Annotated in this window: 15 protein-coding genes and 1 pseudogene; 6 read left to right on the forward strand and 10 right to left on the reverse strand. The window is 32.7% G+C overall.

Features of this window, described 5'->3' with window-relative positions; all coding sequences use genetic code 11:
- Positions 1 to 631: 631 nt before the first annotated feature.
- The 5 genes from BAQ46_RS30500 to BAQ46_RS31315 form a co-directional block, all read right to left on the reverse strand.
- Positions 632 to 796 carry a hypothetical protein gene (locus BAQ46_RS30500; protein WP_169823856.1) on the reverse strand — a complete coding sequence of 55 codons (165 nt, stop codon included), beginning with the start codon at positions 794 to 796 and terminating at the stop codon, positions 632 to 634.
- A 458-nt stretch (positions 797 to 1,254) separates the two neighbouring features.
- On the reverse strand, positions 1,255 to 1,866 hold the full coding sequence (locus BAQ46_RS00335) for a DUF2812 domain-containing protein (protein ID WP_002170313.1): 612 nt from the start codon (positions 1,864 to 1,866) through the stop codon (positions 1,255 to 1,257).
- A gap of 13 nt (positions 1,867 to 1,879) precedes the next feature.
- A complete protein-coding gene (locus BAQ46_RS00340; protein WP_061131459.1) occupies positions 1,880 to 2,194 on the reverse strand; it encodes a PadR family transcriptional regulator in 315 nt (104 codons plus the stop codon).
- Between the two features lie 136 nt (positions 2,195 to 2,330).
- Complete coding sequence (locus tag BAQ46_RS00345; RefSeq protein ID WP_071741438.1) at positions 2,331 to 4,067, reverse strand: S-layer homology domain-containing protein; 1,737 nt, start codon at positions 4,065 to 4,067, stop codon at positions 2,331 to 2,333.
- A gap of 576 nt (positions 4,068 to 4,643) precedes the next feature.
- Positions 4,644 to 4,769 (reverse strand): hypothetical protein, encoded by a 126-nt coding sequence (locus BAQ46_RS31315; RefSeq protein ID WP_260115516.1) that lies wholly within the window; start codon positions 4,767 to 4,769, stop codon positions 4,644 to 4,646.
- Positions 4,770 to 5,030: 261 nt separating this feature from the next.
- Here BAQ46_RS31315 and BAQ46_RS31505 point away from each other — a divergent pair, with 261 nt between their 5' ends.
- A complete protein-coding gene (locus BAQ46_RS31505) occupies positions 5,031 to 5,246 on the forward strand; it encodes a hypothetical protein (RefSeq protein ID WP_000833256.1) in 216 nt (71 codons plus the stop codon).
- Positions 5,247 to 5,934: 688 nt separating this feature from the next.
- On the opposite strand, the gene BAQ46_RS00360 is transcribed toward BAQ46_RS31505, so the two are convergent.
- On the reverse strand, positions 5,935 to 6,216 hold the full coding sequence (locus BAQ46_RS00360) for an LCI fold-containing protein (RefSeq protein ID WP_000473834.1): 282 nt from the start codon (positions 6,214 to 6,216) through the stop codon (positions 5,935 to 5,937).
- 278 nt (positions 6,217 to 6,494) lie between these two features.
- Between BAQ46_RS00360 and BAQ46_RS30970 the strand changes: the two are divergent.
- A pseudogene (locus BAQ46_RS30970) lies at positions 6,495 to 6,569 on the forward strand (YjcZ family sporulation protein); the annotation flags it as partial.
- Positions 6,570 to 6,719: 150 nt separating this feature from the next.
- Here the strand turns inward: BAQ46_RS30970 and BAQ46_RS00370 are convergent.
- The gene (locus tag BAQ46_RS00370; RefSeq protein WP_000975377.1) at positions 6,720 to 7,844 is read right to left on the reverse strand and encodes an HD-GYP domain-containing protein; all 1,125 of its coding nucleotides are present in this window, start codon (positions 7,842 to 7,844) and stop codon (positions 6,720 to 6,722) included.
- A gap of 309 nt (positions 7,845 to 8,153) precedes the next feature.
- The gene (locus BAQ46_RS00375) at positions 8,154 to 8,483 is read right to left on the reverse strand and encodes a 6-aminohexanoate hydrolase (protein WP_071741441.1); all 330 of its coding nucleotides are present in this window, start codon (positions 8,481 to 8,483) and stop codon (positions 8,154 to 8,156) included.
- A gap of 350 nt (positions 8,484 to 8,833) precedes the next feature.
- Between BAQ46_RS00375 and BAQ46_RS00385 the strand changes: the two genes are divergently transcribed.
- Both BAQ46_RS00385 and BAQ46_RS00390 read left to right on the forward strand, forming a co-directional pair.
- On the forward strand, positions 8,834 to 9,316 hold the full coding sequence (locus tag BAQ46_RS00385; protein ID WP_001049722.1) for a GNAT family N-acetyltransferase: 483 nt from the start codon (positions 8,834 to 8,836) through the stop codon (positions 9,314 to 9,316).
- A gap of 363 nt (positions 9,317 to 9,679) precedes the next feature.
- A complete protein-coding gene (locus BAQ46_RS00390) occupies positions 9,680 to 10,489 on the forward strand; it encodes a CPBP family intramembrane glutamic endopeptidase (protein ID WP_071741442.1) in 810 nt (269 codons plus the stop codon).
- A 207-nt stretch (positions 10,490 to 10,696) separates the two neighbouring features.
- Here BAQ46_RS00390 and BAQ46_RS00395 read toward each other — a convergent pair whose 3' ends face one another.
- Both BAQ46_RS00395 and dhaK read right to left on the reverse strand, forming a co-directional pair.
- The gene (locus BAQ46_RS00395) at positions 10,697 to 11,047 is read right to left on the reverse strand and encodes an SH3 domain-containing protein (RefSeq protein WP_000946189.1); all 351 of its coding nucleotides are present in this window, start codon (positions 11,045 to 11,047) and stop codon (positions 10,697 to 10,699) included.
- A gap of 222 nt (positions 11,048 to 11,269) precedes the next feature.
- A complete protein-coding gene (dhaK, locus tag BAQ46_RS00400) occupies positions 11,270 to 13,021 on the reverse strand; it encodes a dihydroxyacetone kinase subunit DhaK (RefSeq protein WP_000720719.1) in 1,752 nt (583 codons plus the stop codon).
- A 178-nt stretch (positions 13,022 to 13,199) separates the two neighbouring features.
- On the opposite strand from dhaK, the gene dhaS reads away from it, so the two are divergent.
- Together dhaS and dhaQ are read left to right on the forward strand one after the other, a co-directional pair.
- Positions 13,200 to 13,766 (forward strand): dihydroxyacetone kinase transcriptional activator DhaS, encoded by a 567-nt coding sequence (gene dhaS, locus BAQ46_RS00405; RefSeq protein WP_000204220.1) that lies wholly within the window; start codon positions 13,200 to 13,202, stop codon positions 13,764 to 13,766.
- Positions 13,767 to 13,785: 19 nt separating this feature from the next.
- Entirely contained in the window at positions 13,786 to 14,784 is a 999-nt protein-coding gene (gene dhaQ, locus BAQ46_RS00410; protein WP_071741443.1) for a DhaKLM operon coactivator DhaQ, read from the forward strand.
- Positions 14,785 to 14,857 lie beyond the last annotated feature (73 nt).

Genomic DNA, 14,857 nt, shown 5'->3' on the forward strand with positions numbered 1-14,857 from the left:
TCGCCTATTTCCGTAGGCGGGCTTTATCTTTATTACACAATAAGAAAGTATACTCTCTTTTTCTCGGAAATTTTATGTAATTTTACATATTCATGAACATACATGTTTTGATGGACTTTATCTATATACGCATGGCAGTAATCCATTAAAAATGTATCTTCTTGAAAGCAAAACTCTCTTTTAGAAAAAAGAAAAGACACCCTAAAGTGCCATCCTCCGACTTGAATCATCTTAATTTTAATAATATGTATTGGACTCTTATCTAAAAAATAATCTAATGTATTACAATAAGAGAAAGATAATGATAAAATAAAAGTGCAACAAGATGTTGCTTAGTTTTTAAATTTTATGGGAATAACACAAAAGCTAGGTTTGGTCGCCAAGTTTTTTCATTCCTATCGGTCATGAAATACCCCGGTTGGTCGCTGGGGTATTTCTTTTTTATTAACGTATATATAGGTCTATTATGGACAAAATAAAATATAATCTTAGTAGAAGATAGAACACTGACACCTTTGCCGCTTCTAAATCACTTTGGTCTTGTGCGAAGAAAGTATGGTCAGTACTTTCAGCTCAGTGTTCCATCTACTTTAGTTTTGAGTTGAGTGTTGCTAATCATAGCAGCACTTTTTTACATTCCAATTTGTTCTTTGATGAATTGAATTATATGTTTTACAAACTGGCTTTGCGTGAAAAAGTAATGAATATTTCTCATTACTGTCGTCCACGATGCTAGATTACTTACGAAAGACTGGGATTGTGTCTTTTTGGTCGCCTTTTTTTTACGTTTTTTCATGCCTGTCCCTCCCTTCATAAGGGAAGGGCAAAGATGGCACATTTTATATTTTAAAGAGTTATATAGAAGAGGACAATCTATTCATTAGCAAAATAAAGAAAAGACACCCTAAGGTGCCTTCCTCCGACTTGAACCATCTTAATTTTAATAATATGTATTGGACTCCCATCCAACTATTATTTTACCATGTTAAGTTGTTTTTGTTTATTGAGAAATACAATAATTTATTTATGCTGACCGTCTGTATGAGATCCTTTGTAGTCCATGCAGCAATTAACAAGAGAACAATAGTAGTAATAACACCTAAAAGTCCTTGCTTGAGACAATGGCTAAGAACATAAGCATTACTGTGTATGTATTAAATTCCATTATAAGCAATCTCCTAATGGAACTACATATTGGTAGAAAAAATATATATTTCTCTGCCTATCTTAATGTTACTTAACAAGTGCTTGTTTTCATCTTCTCTCTTCATACAACCGATGTGCTTTATATGAGCAAACTAAATACATAACAATTGCTACAGGGATAAACAACCATGCAAAGCCTCTCATCAATGCAAGTGGTGTTTCAAATAAGAATGCCCATAGAAATGATACACCTTGCTTATCCCATAGTCCTGGCGTAAAATATAATTCTTTCGGATTTGCAAGTGCTCCTAAATGAATCGTGTCATTAAACATAAATAGGATTAATATCGGAATAGAACATATAGCTAATTCTAAAAATGTTTTAGATAGACGTTTATATTTCCCTGCTCGTGACATTTGATCTGAAAAAATGTCATCTTCACTTTCCTCATTTACCTTTTTAAAATAGTGCGTACCTGACCACCAATTACCAGCTATATGCTCCCAACCACTATCTTCAAATAATGTACAGTAATTAATAAAGTCACTTTTCCTACTAAATACTCTATGGTCTATTTTAATTGTTGCATCTTCTGGTTCTGTATATCTAAATGTATAACCAAATGTATCGCTCTCTAGTTGATATCCTCTCCAAGCCATCTCTTCTAACCATTTTTCCTCTTTCTCAAAGTCTAAAAAGAATTTCAATTTCCACATCATCGTTTCCCCCTAACTATACGTGTAATAAACTTTTTGTAACCGCAATAATGTGCTGCATTCTCATAAAGTCTAAATGCAATACTTCTTTCCCACGTTCCGTAATGGCATACACTTTTCTTCGTTTATCTTCACTTTTTACTGATTCTATTAACCCTTGTTTTAATAAATTTTCAACCGCCCCATACAATGTACCCGCTGCGATTTTCACTTGATGATTACTCAGTTCCTCCACCTTTTGCATAATTAAATAACCATGTGCTGGCTCTAATAAAGCTAAAAGAACGTAATACGTCGTTTCCGTTAATGGTAAATTTTTATCTCTATTCATAAAGACCTCCAATGTAACAATAAATATATAGCTAAACTATATAGTTCAACTGTATAGTTTGATTTTATACAGTTAGACTTTATATGTCAAATTAAGTTAAAAAAATAACCTAGATCCCATAGGATCTAGGTTATTTTTACATAAATGTAATCGTCACTAAAGAATATCCTTCTTTCGCATTATACGGCTCCGCTTTATAAGAAACACGGTTCGCCCCTTGCGGATAACCGATTTCCCCAATTGCTTTTTTCACATCTTGCAATGCGCCATCCATTGATTGTTTATAAAGGATTTCGATCTTTGGTGACTTTTCGTTATAACGTTGCTGCATTTTATTTTTTAATTCGTTATAGTTATTTGCGATGTATTCATTTCCTAAATAGTTTAACTTTGTATCTTTTAATATTTTCTGATAGACAGGGATTTTCGTACTACCTGCAGCAATTTTATTTGTTAATGTACTATAATAATTTGTTGTAGCTTGCGGATAGTCCCCTCGGTTCCACTCATGATTTCTTGCGATTTGCTCATCTGATAAGTTGAAATAGGAATATGTTACGCGGCCTTGTTCATCTGGAACCGGATCATCAAATGTTGTATCAAGATGGTACCATTTGTTTTCGATTTTCACTAAGTTCCAAGCATGAGGCTGACCGTCTCCAGTTCCTACTACAAAATGATTCTCAATTCCTGCTTCTTTTAATAATTGATAAGTTAATAGTGCGTAACCTTGGCAAACCGCAGAACGATTTACGAGTGCTTCATATGCTGTGTAAGCTTTATAAGACGTATCATAAGAAACATGTTTTACGACATAATCATGAATCGCTTTCACTTTTTCGTGATCATCCATCCCAACTTGTGTAATAGAAGAAACAATTGCCTTCGCTTGCTTCATTACATATTCTGTTTGTTCTTTCGTTTCACGATATGTAATTTTTAGCGTAAACGTATAATTTCCAGGTGATCCAGAAAGTCCATATGAAACATTCGATCTATTATTATTTGTATACTCATTTTTACTTGCCACTTCTTTATAGGCGTTAAAAAGTGTATTCATCACTTCTTTTGTATTACTATTTGTCGTTTTATATGGAAGTGTAATATTCGTTTCGTACGCATTAATACGCTTCTGCACTTCATCTTTGAATGCTGCTAATAGTGCTGCATCTCCTGTATTTTGCACCGCAACTTCTGGTTTTTTATATTTCAAAGTGTTATATAAAAATTGCGCATACTGTTCACGTGTTACCGTTTTAGATGGCTCAAATTTCCCTTCACCTGTACCAGAAGCAATCCCAGTTGATTGCACTGCACTAATTGCGTTTTCACCCCAAAAACCGCTTGGAACATCGTTAAATGTATGCTTTTGTTTCGCAGAAAGATGGAAGGCATTTGTTAAAATTTGCGCCATTTCCGCACGACTCACAGGAGCTTTCGGTCTAAAATTCCCTTTCTCATCCCCTGTAAATACCCCTGCATTCGTTAACATTAAAATTTCCTCAGGGAACATCGTAGAGTTTTGATTAATATCACCATAAGGGTTATTAAACTTAGATCCATCTTTTAATACATAAAGAGCATTATTGCTACTAAATGTTCCGCCTTGTCTATTCGGAAGCATTACACGATACACTAAAGCTGCAACTTGCTCCCTCGTCGCAACATCTCCAAAACCAAATATCCCATTTCCATAACCGGAAAGAATATTTTTGCTCGCTAAATCTTTAATCGCTGGATACGACCAGTGCGATGTAGGCACATCAGAAAAAATACCCGCCTCAGCAGCTTTCACATCACTGCCGTTTGTATACAGTAAAGCACCACCAATAAGTGATAATGATGTAATTGATTTTAGTAGTTTTGTGTACATAATTCCTTCTCCCAATATCGTTTCTATTTATGTTATTTTTGTCGAAAAATCTAAAAGAATATGACAAAACATATTATACTATTAAAATTTTTTGAGGGATATATTAGGTTTTGAAATATGCAAAAATTCATATTGTTATAGGGATTCATGGTGATATTATGTTGTTTTATTTGTGGATATATAAATAGTAACTCGTTATAACTCCCTCATGATAATCTCTAATTTAGTATTGAAATTCTCTAAATCTCAATGTATTATATTTTTGTATTTTCTCAGTTTCCCAAGCCGAGAAAACATCATCACTTCTAAAAGGACCCGAACTCCAGGGGGTCCTTTCTTTTATTCCTCATTTTTATAAACGTATTTATCGTTTTATCTAGTACAATACTAAGAGACTCTCGCGTTTGCTTTCGTGCCATATCATCACTTATTTCATTATACAAGCTACAGCCATTTCTAATTTCTGTGGAGCGATGTATTGCCTTACTAACCCTAAACCAATCGTAGCATTTATTAAATTATCTATTATTATAATCTAATTTAAAAAACATGAATTCCTTCGAATAAAACTCAATATTATGTCCATAATGTTGATAGGCTGTATGCCAAAACCCATTTAGTTTTCTCTGTATCTCCTTGTATTGAGCAGTTAGCCTTTGCTAGCTGCTCTTTTATTTGTAACCTTGTTAGACAAGTTTTCATATAATGTAGTCATTCCTTTCTTATAAATTAAGCTCGTCACTTGAATTATAAAAATGGGATTATATCCTATAACATTTTCAGGAATTATCCATATTTTATTTCTGAAAAAGTGCTTTATTTTGCTGAAAGGTGGTTGCGGAAACAACCGCCTTTTTATTTATGGCAAAATGAGATTTCTATTACGATCTATTACAAAGTATGTTATTACTGGTACAATCCGGTATAATAAATACAGATCAAATATTGAAAGGAAATATGACAATGAAAAGATATTTGAACTTCATTTCACTTTTCTTAACTGTACTTGTAATAATTAATCTTACAAATATACATACGAAGTACCAATTCTTTATAGGTGCATCTATAGCAATATGTTTAACTATTATTTCTACAAATGAAATTATAAAATTCCTTGCTACTAGTAGCTTATTAGTTTATGGATTTGCCGCTTTTACTTATTTAAGTATTGCTTGCTAACTTTCAATTTCGTTTTGTATTAAAATAACATTTTTATTTAACTTCATCACGTTAAGTTATATAGAAAACTATATATAATTGAATATTAAAAAGGTTATTTCGATTCTAATATAGAGGCACATACGACTTTTTTCTTTGTTTATGGAGTTCTTACATAATAGTAAGGACCTTTTTTATTTCAAACACAATTTGTTCATTTTTTTGATACATATATGAAACATTCATGTGTTATCTTCAGTACGTTCTATTCTTTTTATAATGTCGTGTGAGATATACCAAAACGTGAAACCCTAGACCCCTTAAACCTAGGGCGATTTTATTTAATTACTAGTTTTCATCAACCCGAGAGCTTAGTAATTACCTCTTCAGGCTCAACTCTCTCCCTTTTGAGAATTGAGCCCTTTATTTATAATATTATCTCCATACTTCCTACTTATTTGTACAAAATTCTACTTCAACCTCTCCCAAAAACTTTAATATCACATAAAGCTTACGTAAAGATTGCCATAATTCAATTATTCCCTCAATAAACGTTATATAATAAAATTGAAAATATCCAGTTTGTATACAATTGTCTTTCTGTATGACATATAACTCTTTTGCTAAGAGAAATCCTAGCTTTTTTATAGAGAATCAGTTTAAAAATCAAAAATAAAAGAACCTCAATACATGAGGTTCAAAAACTCTACTATTTTAAATTACCTTCGTAAAAAGCAACTCCATTTTGAACATGCTTTAAATACCATGTAATCGTCCCGCCACAAACATTTTCATTAAAACTATTAGCATATACTCCATTTGAGTAATAAAGAGTTCTTTTAAATTTACCATTAGAATACTCATAAGGAATTGAGCATGCTGCTTGCTTCGGAGAACTCACAGCTTTTTGCGTATCAGCTGAAGCCGCTCCAATTCCTCCTGTTAATGCAATACCAGTTGCCAATAGCCCTACTACTAATTTCTTAAACATAATAAATCCCCCTTTAATAGTTTTTATAACTTACAACTTAAATGTATCACTTTTGTAATTTATGTAAATATCTTGAATATGTAGAAATATTTATTTAACTTTTGGTAATATTAGGATTTTATTTTATCAAATGAAAAATAGAGGAATTTAGAGAAGTATGTAACAATGCATAATAAAGTGAAACTTTAATCAGCGGGGGGTTCTTTATCCTCCACTGATTATTAGTTGAACCAATCGGACTTTTATGGGCAGTTGATCCCCCACCTAACTTCTTTGCTTTCGCTGGAGGATTTACTTTATTAGTTGTATTATTTATTCTATTAATCATTATCGGATGCAGTTGTTTCTGCTAAAAAACTATTAGAAAAGGTACCTATATGGGTACCTTTTCTTTATATGCCTTATTCATTATCTAGTTCCAAATTTTTATCACGATTGAATTTGTTTTTTCATTTTTCGTATTCATCATACCTGAAATAAGAATCGATTTCAGACATGTGTTTTTAACGAAAAGAATTGGGGACCATTTTTTCCCACAAAGGAAATACCTTTTTGAAAATCTCTACCATGGAAGGATCAAATTGTGTACCAGATCCTTCTATAATACGTCTATACGCTTCTTCAGGAGATAGAGCCGAACGATACGCTCTTGAAGAAGTCATTGCATCGAATGCATCTGCTATTGCAACAATTCTTGCGCATAATGGTATTTGATTTCCTTTTAGTTTTTGAGGATAGCCCTTTCCATCCCATCTTTCATGATGAGAAAGAATTATATCTTCGCTACCTTTTATTAAAGATATATTTTTAAAAACTTCTAATCCTAATTGTGGGTGTGTCTTAATAAGATTATACTCTTCTTCTGTAAGAGAAGATGCTTTCTTTAAAACTTCATCAGGAATACCTATTTTCCCTATATCATGTAATAAACAAATAAAATGAAATTGTTTTAAAAAGTTATCATCATATTCATTTGTTTCTTTAGCAAGAATCGTAGCATAATTGGCTACACGTTCACTATGTCCTTTCGTATATTGATCCTTTAATTCCATTATCCTCATTATCGATAAAGCTGTTTCTTTCATTTGTTTTTCATAGGATGCTTTAATTTTTTGTACTAAAAATTTTAATGAAAGAAATACAAAAAATGACGTAACAAAAATAATTAGAAACAATAATATTAATGATATTGGATAATTAATTTCAAAATAATAAATAGCAATTAAAAATCTACATACCATACAAATAGATACCGTTAGAAGATAATGAATACTTAAAAATAAAGGTGCAGAAATTACTAGGAAGCACTCTAAATATGGGATATGTAAAGACGAACCTGGATCACGTATAAACATAAGATCATATGCCAAAAGATAAATAATACTAACACCAAGAAAAATATATTTTGTAAACATTTGTTTATTCATTTTTTGTAAACACTTATTACATAAAAAAAATGAAATGAAAATAAATAAAAATACGAGTTCAAATAAAAGCTTCTCTAGTGTAAAATCCTTTCCAAGAATAAAATGTTGATAAATATTATCAAACAAAAGAGTACTACAGGGAATAAATAGAAACATGTTTATCGGTTCTTTCGTTTCAATATTTTTAATCCCTTTCATCATTTTACACACCGCCAAACTTTTTTAATAAAAACATAAGTTCATATAGATATTATTAATAATATCCAAGAATAGATAATAGTGCAAAAAATACCCTTTCTCATAACCTATAAATGGGGTACCGCCATGATAGGAATGTATAAAGAGATGGATAGGGTTATAGAAAAAGAAAAAGGCGAATTCCTTTTGAAATTTGGAATTCGCCTTTTTCTTGCTACCGATAATGAGACGTTATATTAACCTCATATGTATAGAATATACAGTAAACTAAAAAGGAAAATTTTACATTTTTCATTGTTTCTTATAAGTGAACTATTTGTATTCCTGTCTATATAATTTAAACGAATAAATAGCTCCAATAAAGAATACAAAAGCTTCAAATATTATAAAGATTTGACGGAAATTCTCAATATCTTTACCAACTAGAGAAATAAATATAGCATTCATTAGAATTTGAGTAGTAAACATACGAGAAGTAATTTTTAAATAAATAGCATTTGTTCTTTCATCTGGTTTACCAATTTTTTTGTAAATAATAATAAGTGCAATTACTGAACCTAAAAATAGAAGTGCTGTAAGTCCTACAACAATATTGAAATTCCCTGTACTTTCTAACATCCATTTATTTAATAAATCAATCATTATTATCTTCCTTTCCTACATAAGAGAATATTTCTTTCTTCTTTTTCACTATAATAAAAAAAGAAAAAGGAAAACATCGAACTTTCTTACAAACATTCTTGTATTCTTACAATTTTGTCATTTTGCAAATGTATTCATCGCCTTTCCTTTCATTATTTTCTTTGGAAAGCATAGTGAATTACGAAATAGAGCGCTACATGATCAACTTCCAAGAAGTAGTGCACGAAACCTCTTAATTCATGCAATTAGTATGTAGAATACTAATGAGTTATTGATTAAGAAGATAAAGGAATAAGAAATACGATAAAGAATTAGAATAGATAATATAAAAAATGGAAAGAGGGGAAAAGATGAATCTAAAATTAATAGATGTAACAGAAGAAAATTTCTTTGAAATTATTAATTTAAAATCAGATAAACTTCAAGAAAAACACATTCAAATATATGAAAGATGGGTTGGTTCAAATGCTTTCTTTCTTGCAGCTTGCCAAACGTTTGGGTTTACTCCGAAAGCTATATATGATAATGATGTTTTAATAGGTTTTGCTTCGTATGGGTTTAGAAATGAAACGAAGCAATATGAGTTAATTAGTATGATGCTTGGCCATCAATATCAAGGGATAGGGTATGGGGTTCCTGTTTTAAAAGCAGTAATAGATAGTATGGTTCAGACGTACAAATGCGAAGAAATATTCTTATCGGTTATTCACGATAATGAACGCGCAAAGCGGATTTATGAAAAAGTGGGTTTTAGGCCAACAGGAGAGATTGAAGAAGGACACCATCCAGAATTAGTTTACTGTTTAAAATTAAAAAACTATGTAAATGTATAAAACTATATATACCTCTAGTTCTGTATAAATCTTTTCATTTTCTGGTTTTTGCTCCATATTCTTTAACATATGAAGCAAAAAAATTAATTTTGTGTAGTTTATTTTTGTTAGCATGATAGCGATGTGGTACTCCCCCTGTTAGTAGTAATTTTAATATCACCATGGATAAATTACTTTTAGAACTTTACTTCCAAGAATGAATTTTATGTGAACAATTAGTTGAAAATTCCCTTTATTAATTAACTAAGTAATATTTTGAAAGAACATATAGATATAATAGAAAGAATACTCGGTGCATCATCTCAACGCGCTGAATAGGTACATTATTGCATGTTAAAAATTTAACTTAAGGTGGAATTGTATATGACTGAAGATAAAAGACTGAAAAAGCCGGTGGTAAGTTTTATATTACTAACCAACATTATTTTTTGGCCACTTTTTCTGCTTGTAGGAATTACAAAGTTATTACATTTTCCAACTTGGATTTTTGATGTAATGCTCTGCATATCAGCTTGGTCTTCCACTTTTGCTTTTATGTTTCTATTTAAAAGAATTTATCCTGGACAAAGTTTTATTCAATTCGTAAAAGATAGATTTAAAAATAAACTTAACTACTCTATCGTTCTTACTGTCAGTATGATTCAAATAATTATATTTTTGACAATGCTGTTTCTCATTTCGACTAATAGTGAAGCAGACTCTATTTTTAATAGAACTACATGGGGCGTGTTAATTTATTATGTTGTTAAAACTATTGTATCTGGACCACTAGGAGAAGAATTAGGGTGGAGGGGTTTTGCATTAATGGAGCTCCAGAAAAAATACTCGCCATTAAAATCTTCAATCATTATTGGTTTTTGGTGGGGAATGTGGCATCTGCCTATATGGTTTACTACAGGTTTTACAGGCAGTAATTTAATCAAATATATTTTATTTTTTATGATTGCAATTATATCTACTACAATTATCATGGCAACATTTTATAATTTAAATCAAAATTTAATTGTTCCAATGATCATCCACTTTTTCTTTAATTTATTTATTGGCATAATAAATGGACCATTAATTGAATTAATTATGTATACTGCAATTTTTTATTCAATAGTTGCCATTTTACTTATAGTTATAAATCCAAAGAAAGTTTTATATCGAAGATACTATAATTTTTTATAATTCTTGATTTCTCAATCTTCTTGCATGATAAATTTCTCCATACTAATTAACAACTAATATTAAAACTATTAATCCAATAAATCCTTAGAAAAAATGGTTATCTATACACTAACTTAGTTAAATATGGATATTTTTTAAGGAGATAAAAAAAACTAATCCCTATAAGGGATTAGTTCAATATCTCAAAAGCTATTATATTACATAGTTTTATGAGCAAACGTTATATAATGTTGTGTGGGATACATAACCTGTCATCCCTTTATAAGTAACTTTTAACCACTGTTTAGAATTACTATAATGCCCTTGAACATACTCACCTGTTACCCATGTGCCAGTAATTTTCTGACCACTAGTAAATGTATGTAAGACAGGTGATCCCACAGTGTAACCACTGCGCATCTTTGCACCATATGTACCTACCGTACCTCCCTTGGCACAAGCTGCTACTACTGTTTTATTTTCAGTAGTATTCGTAGCCGCGAAAGCAGAGCTGTTAAATGTAAATAAAGTAAACATAAAAGCTGTTAATAAAGTACAAATAGATAAGCGACGTAACAAAATAAATTCCCCCTTTTTTTATAATTTCTTTCTTCACAAACGATTATCTTAAATATTCTAATTATTTTCAATATATTAATGTTGAGAAATATTAGTTGTATTTTTGAAATAAAATTTTATCAAAAATAGTAACAAACTCATATTTTACAGAGAGCCCGAAAATAGTCTTCTACCAACTATATAAAAGCCCCTTCACCTTAAGGCAAAGGGACTTTCTCATTCCTATTTCAAACTACCCGCAATCTCCGTAAAGATAACTCCAAGCGCATGTGCACCTGCATCTGGGTAGCCTAAGCTTCTTTCACCAACTGTACCGGCGCGGCCCATGCGAGCTACGATTTCTTTCGTATACTCTGCTCCTTTGACCGCTGCTTCTGCTCCTTTTTCAAAGGCAGTTTTCATGTCTTCTTCGCTTGAAGCGCTAGCTAACCAAGAGTCTACACATGGAGCAAGTGCGTCAACAAGTGTTTTGTCACCAACTACCGCTCCTCTGCCGAATGATCTTTCACCGATCGATTGTATGCCTTGCAGTGCTGCTTGCAACATTTCAGCAAATTCTTTCACTGTTAACTCACGCTTCTCGCCTGCTGCTTTACTAGCTGCGCGGAATGCACCGCCCCAAATTGGACCAGATGCGCCGCCGCAATGTTCCATAATAATCATGGAACAACCGTCAAGGAATGATCCGATCGTTACGTTTTCTTGTTCTACAATCGAATGCCACTCACGTTTTAATTGCTTAAATCCTTTTGCTACACTCATTCCGAAGTCTCCATCACCAGCATGCGTGTCTAGCTCACAGAACGGTACTTCATTTTTAATAATAATATCGCTCATTTTATCAACGAGATAAATCATGTTGTTTAATGTGATGACATTCTCTTTAATCACAGCGTGCTCTTCCGCTGTTTCTAGTTCAAATGAAACTTCCTTCTCTTCTGCCTCTTCAAGTACATTTACGTACTCTACACTTTCAACTGGACCGTCTACTTTAAACGCTGGTGTATTACACTCTTTCGATAGTAATGTTTTTAGCTCATCATCTAGCTTCATCACTGTTAAAGACATACCAGCCATATCGATACTCGTCATATAATTGCCGACAAATACTCTATTAATTTTAATGTTTCTAGCAGCTAATTCTCTCGTAACTGCATTGTTAAATAGGTAAAGTTCTTGCAGTGGTGTTCCGCCAAAACCGTTAACTAGCAGTGCGATTTCCTCGCCGTCTTTTACTCCTAAATCTTTCATTAAATCATTTGTCATACGGTTCGCTAATTCATCTGCTGACAACATTTTTTCACGTTTAATTCCTGGTTCGCCGTGAATACCTACGCCGTATTCCATTTCATCTTCCGCAAGTGTGAAAGTAGGTGATCCGCTCGCTGGAACTGTACAAGACGTTAACGCTAAACCGATTGTGCGCACGTTAGCCGCTGCTTTTTCTGCTACAGCTTTCACCGCTCCTAAATCCATACCTGCTTCCGCTGCTGCACCGGCAATTTTATGAACGAGAATAACGCCCGCAACGCCGCGGCGTCCTACTGTGTACAGGCTATCTTCTACCGCAATGTCATCGTCTACTTTTACATAGTCGACTTCAATTCCATCTTCCGTCGCTAAATGCGCTCCGTTTTTGAAATTCATAATATCGCCGCTATAATTTTTAATAATTAATAACGTACCTTTTTTACTAGCTGTCTCTTTAATCGCTTGATACACCTGAATTTGTGAAGGAGAAGCAAACACATCTCCGCACACAGCCGCATCTAACATTCCTTTTCCGACTAATCCTGCATGTGCCGGCTCATGACCACTACCGCCACCACTAATTAATGTTACTTTATTTTCGTTCATTTCTTTCTTCTTAATCACTTTATATTTTTTCAAAAGCTCAAGCTCTGGATGAGCCATAACCATTCCGTTGCACATTTCCATGACTAATGTTTCTGGTTTGTTTATAATCTTTTTCATTGTGATTCTCCCTCAATTCCTTTAATATATTGTGATATATTTGAAATCTTCTTCTTACTATCCATGTTAAAATGAAAGCGTTTTATAGTAAACGGACAAAATGGACAATCTGTCTAAAGACACCGCTCTCATTTATGGGTAGGATTTTCATATTACTAACATTCTAGGGATGATTGAGATGACCTCTTCTATAATTTCTAAAAAGATAATCGCGAACTCATTGAAGTATTTAATGGAAACAGAGTCGTTTCATAAAATATCAGTGAGCGATATTATGTTACACTGTCAAATGCGTAGGCAAACTTTTTACTATCATTTTAAAGATAAATTTGAGCTATTAAGCTGGATTTATAGAGAAGAAACGAAGGAAAACATTATCGACTTTCTCGACTATGAAACGTGGGAAAACATTTTTGATTTATTATTTGATTACTTTTATGAAAATCAAAAATTTTACCGAAATGCTTTTAAAGTTATTGAACAAAACTCGTTTAATCACTATTTATTTGAGCATACGAAAAACTTATATATGAAGATTATTGATGAACTATCTGTAAGCTGTGGATTCAGCCTTTCTGATGAGACCAAAAATACGATTGCCTCCTTTTATAGTCACGGCTTCGTTGGAACGATAAAAGATTGGATTGAAAGCAAATGCGAAGTAGATCCTTCCATTATGTCTTCTCTCATGAAAAATATGATAAACAATCAATTACTACTATTACTGGAGCAATCAGCAAAGTAATTAAAGGGTGGAAAAAGCAATGAAAAAGATTATGAATGATGTACAAAATATCGTTCAAGATATGCTGCATGGCTTTTATTTTGAACATAACGACAAAGTAAATTATGACGAAACAAATAACATCATTTATGTAAAAGATATCGAAAAAATGAAGCAAGACGTTGTCATTATAAGCGGAGGTGGTAGCGGACATGAACCTGCTGATATTGGTTATGTAGGAACAGGCATGCTTACGGCGGCAGTAAACGGCAGTATTTTCACTCCGCCTACAGTGGAACAAATTGTGGCGGCAACTCGCCTCATACCGAAGGAGAAAAGCATTTTATTCATCATTAAAAACTTTAAAGATGATGTTCAGAACTTTTTAGCGGCAAAGCAAATCGCTAAAGAAGAAGGAAGACGAATTGACCACATCATCGTAAATGACGACGTTTCAATTGAAGATGACGCTTCGTTTAATAAAAGAAGACGCGGCGTCGCTGGTACTGTTTTCGTTCAAAAAATATTAGGTGCGGCCGCTCTTGAAGGACACTCTTTAGAAGAACTGACAACACTCGGCCGTTCTGTTACAGAAAACTTACACACATTAGGAGTTGCTCTTTCACCTGCAAACGATCCAGTGAAAGGAAAAGCTTCATTCACATTAAACGATGATGAAGTCTTTTACGGCGTCGGTATTCACGGAGAAAAAGGTTACCGTAAAGAAGCACTATCCTCTTCTGAAATATTAGCGATTGAACTAATGAACAAATTAAAAAGCATTTACCGCTGGAGAAAAGGTGACAACTTTGCGATTCTCATTAATGGATTAGGTGCGACACCATTAATGGAACAATACATTTTCGCAAATGACATTCGCCGTTTATGTGAGCTAGAAGGCTTACAGATTACATTCGTAAAAATCGGTACCCTGCTCACTTCTTTAGATATGAAAGGTGTTTCGCTTAGTTTGCTTAAGGTAGAGGATTTGGATTGGGTGAAGTGGTTAAAGGCGGATACTCGAGTGGGTAGTTGGTAAGTAAAAATTATGATGATAAAAGCCTTTAACTATAACAAGTTAAAGGCTTTTTGCAAATTGAAATATCGCACGA

This window comes from Bacillus paranthracis, assembly GCF_001883995.1.
Classification (GTDB): Bacteria; Bacillota; Bacilli; order Bacillales; family Bacillaceae_G; genus Bacillus_A; species Bacillus_A paranthracis.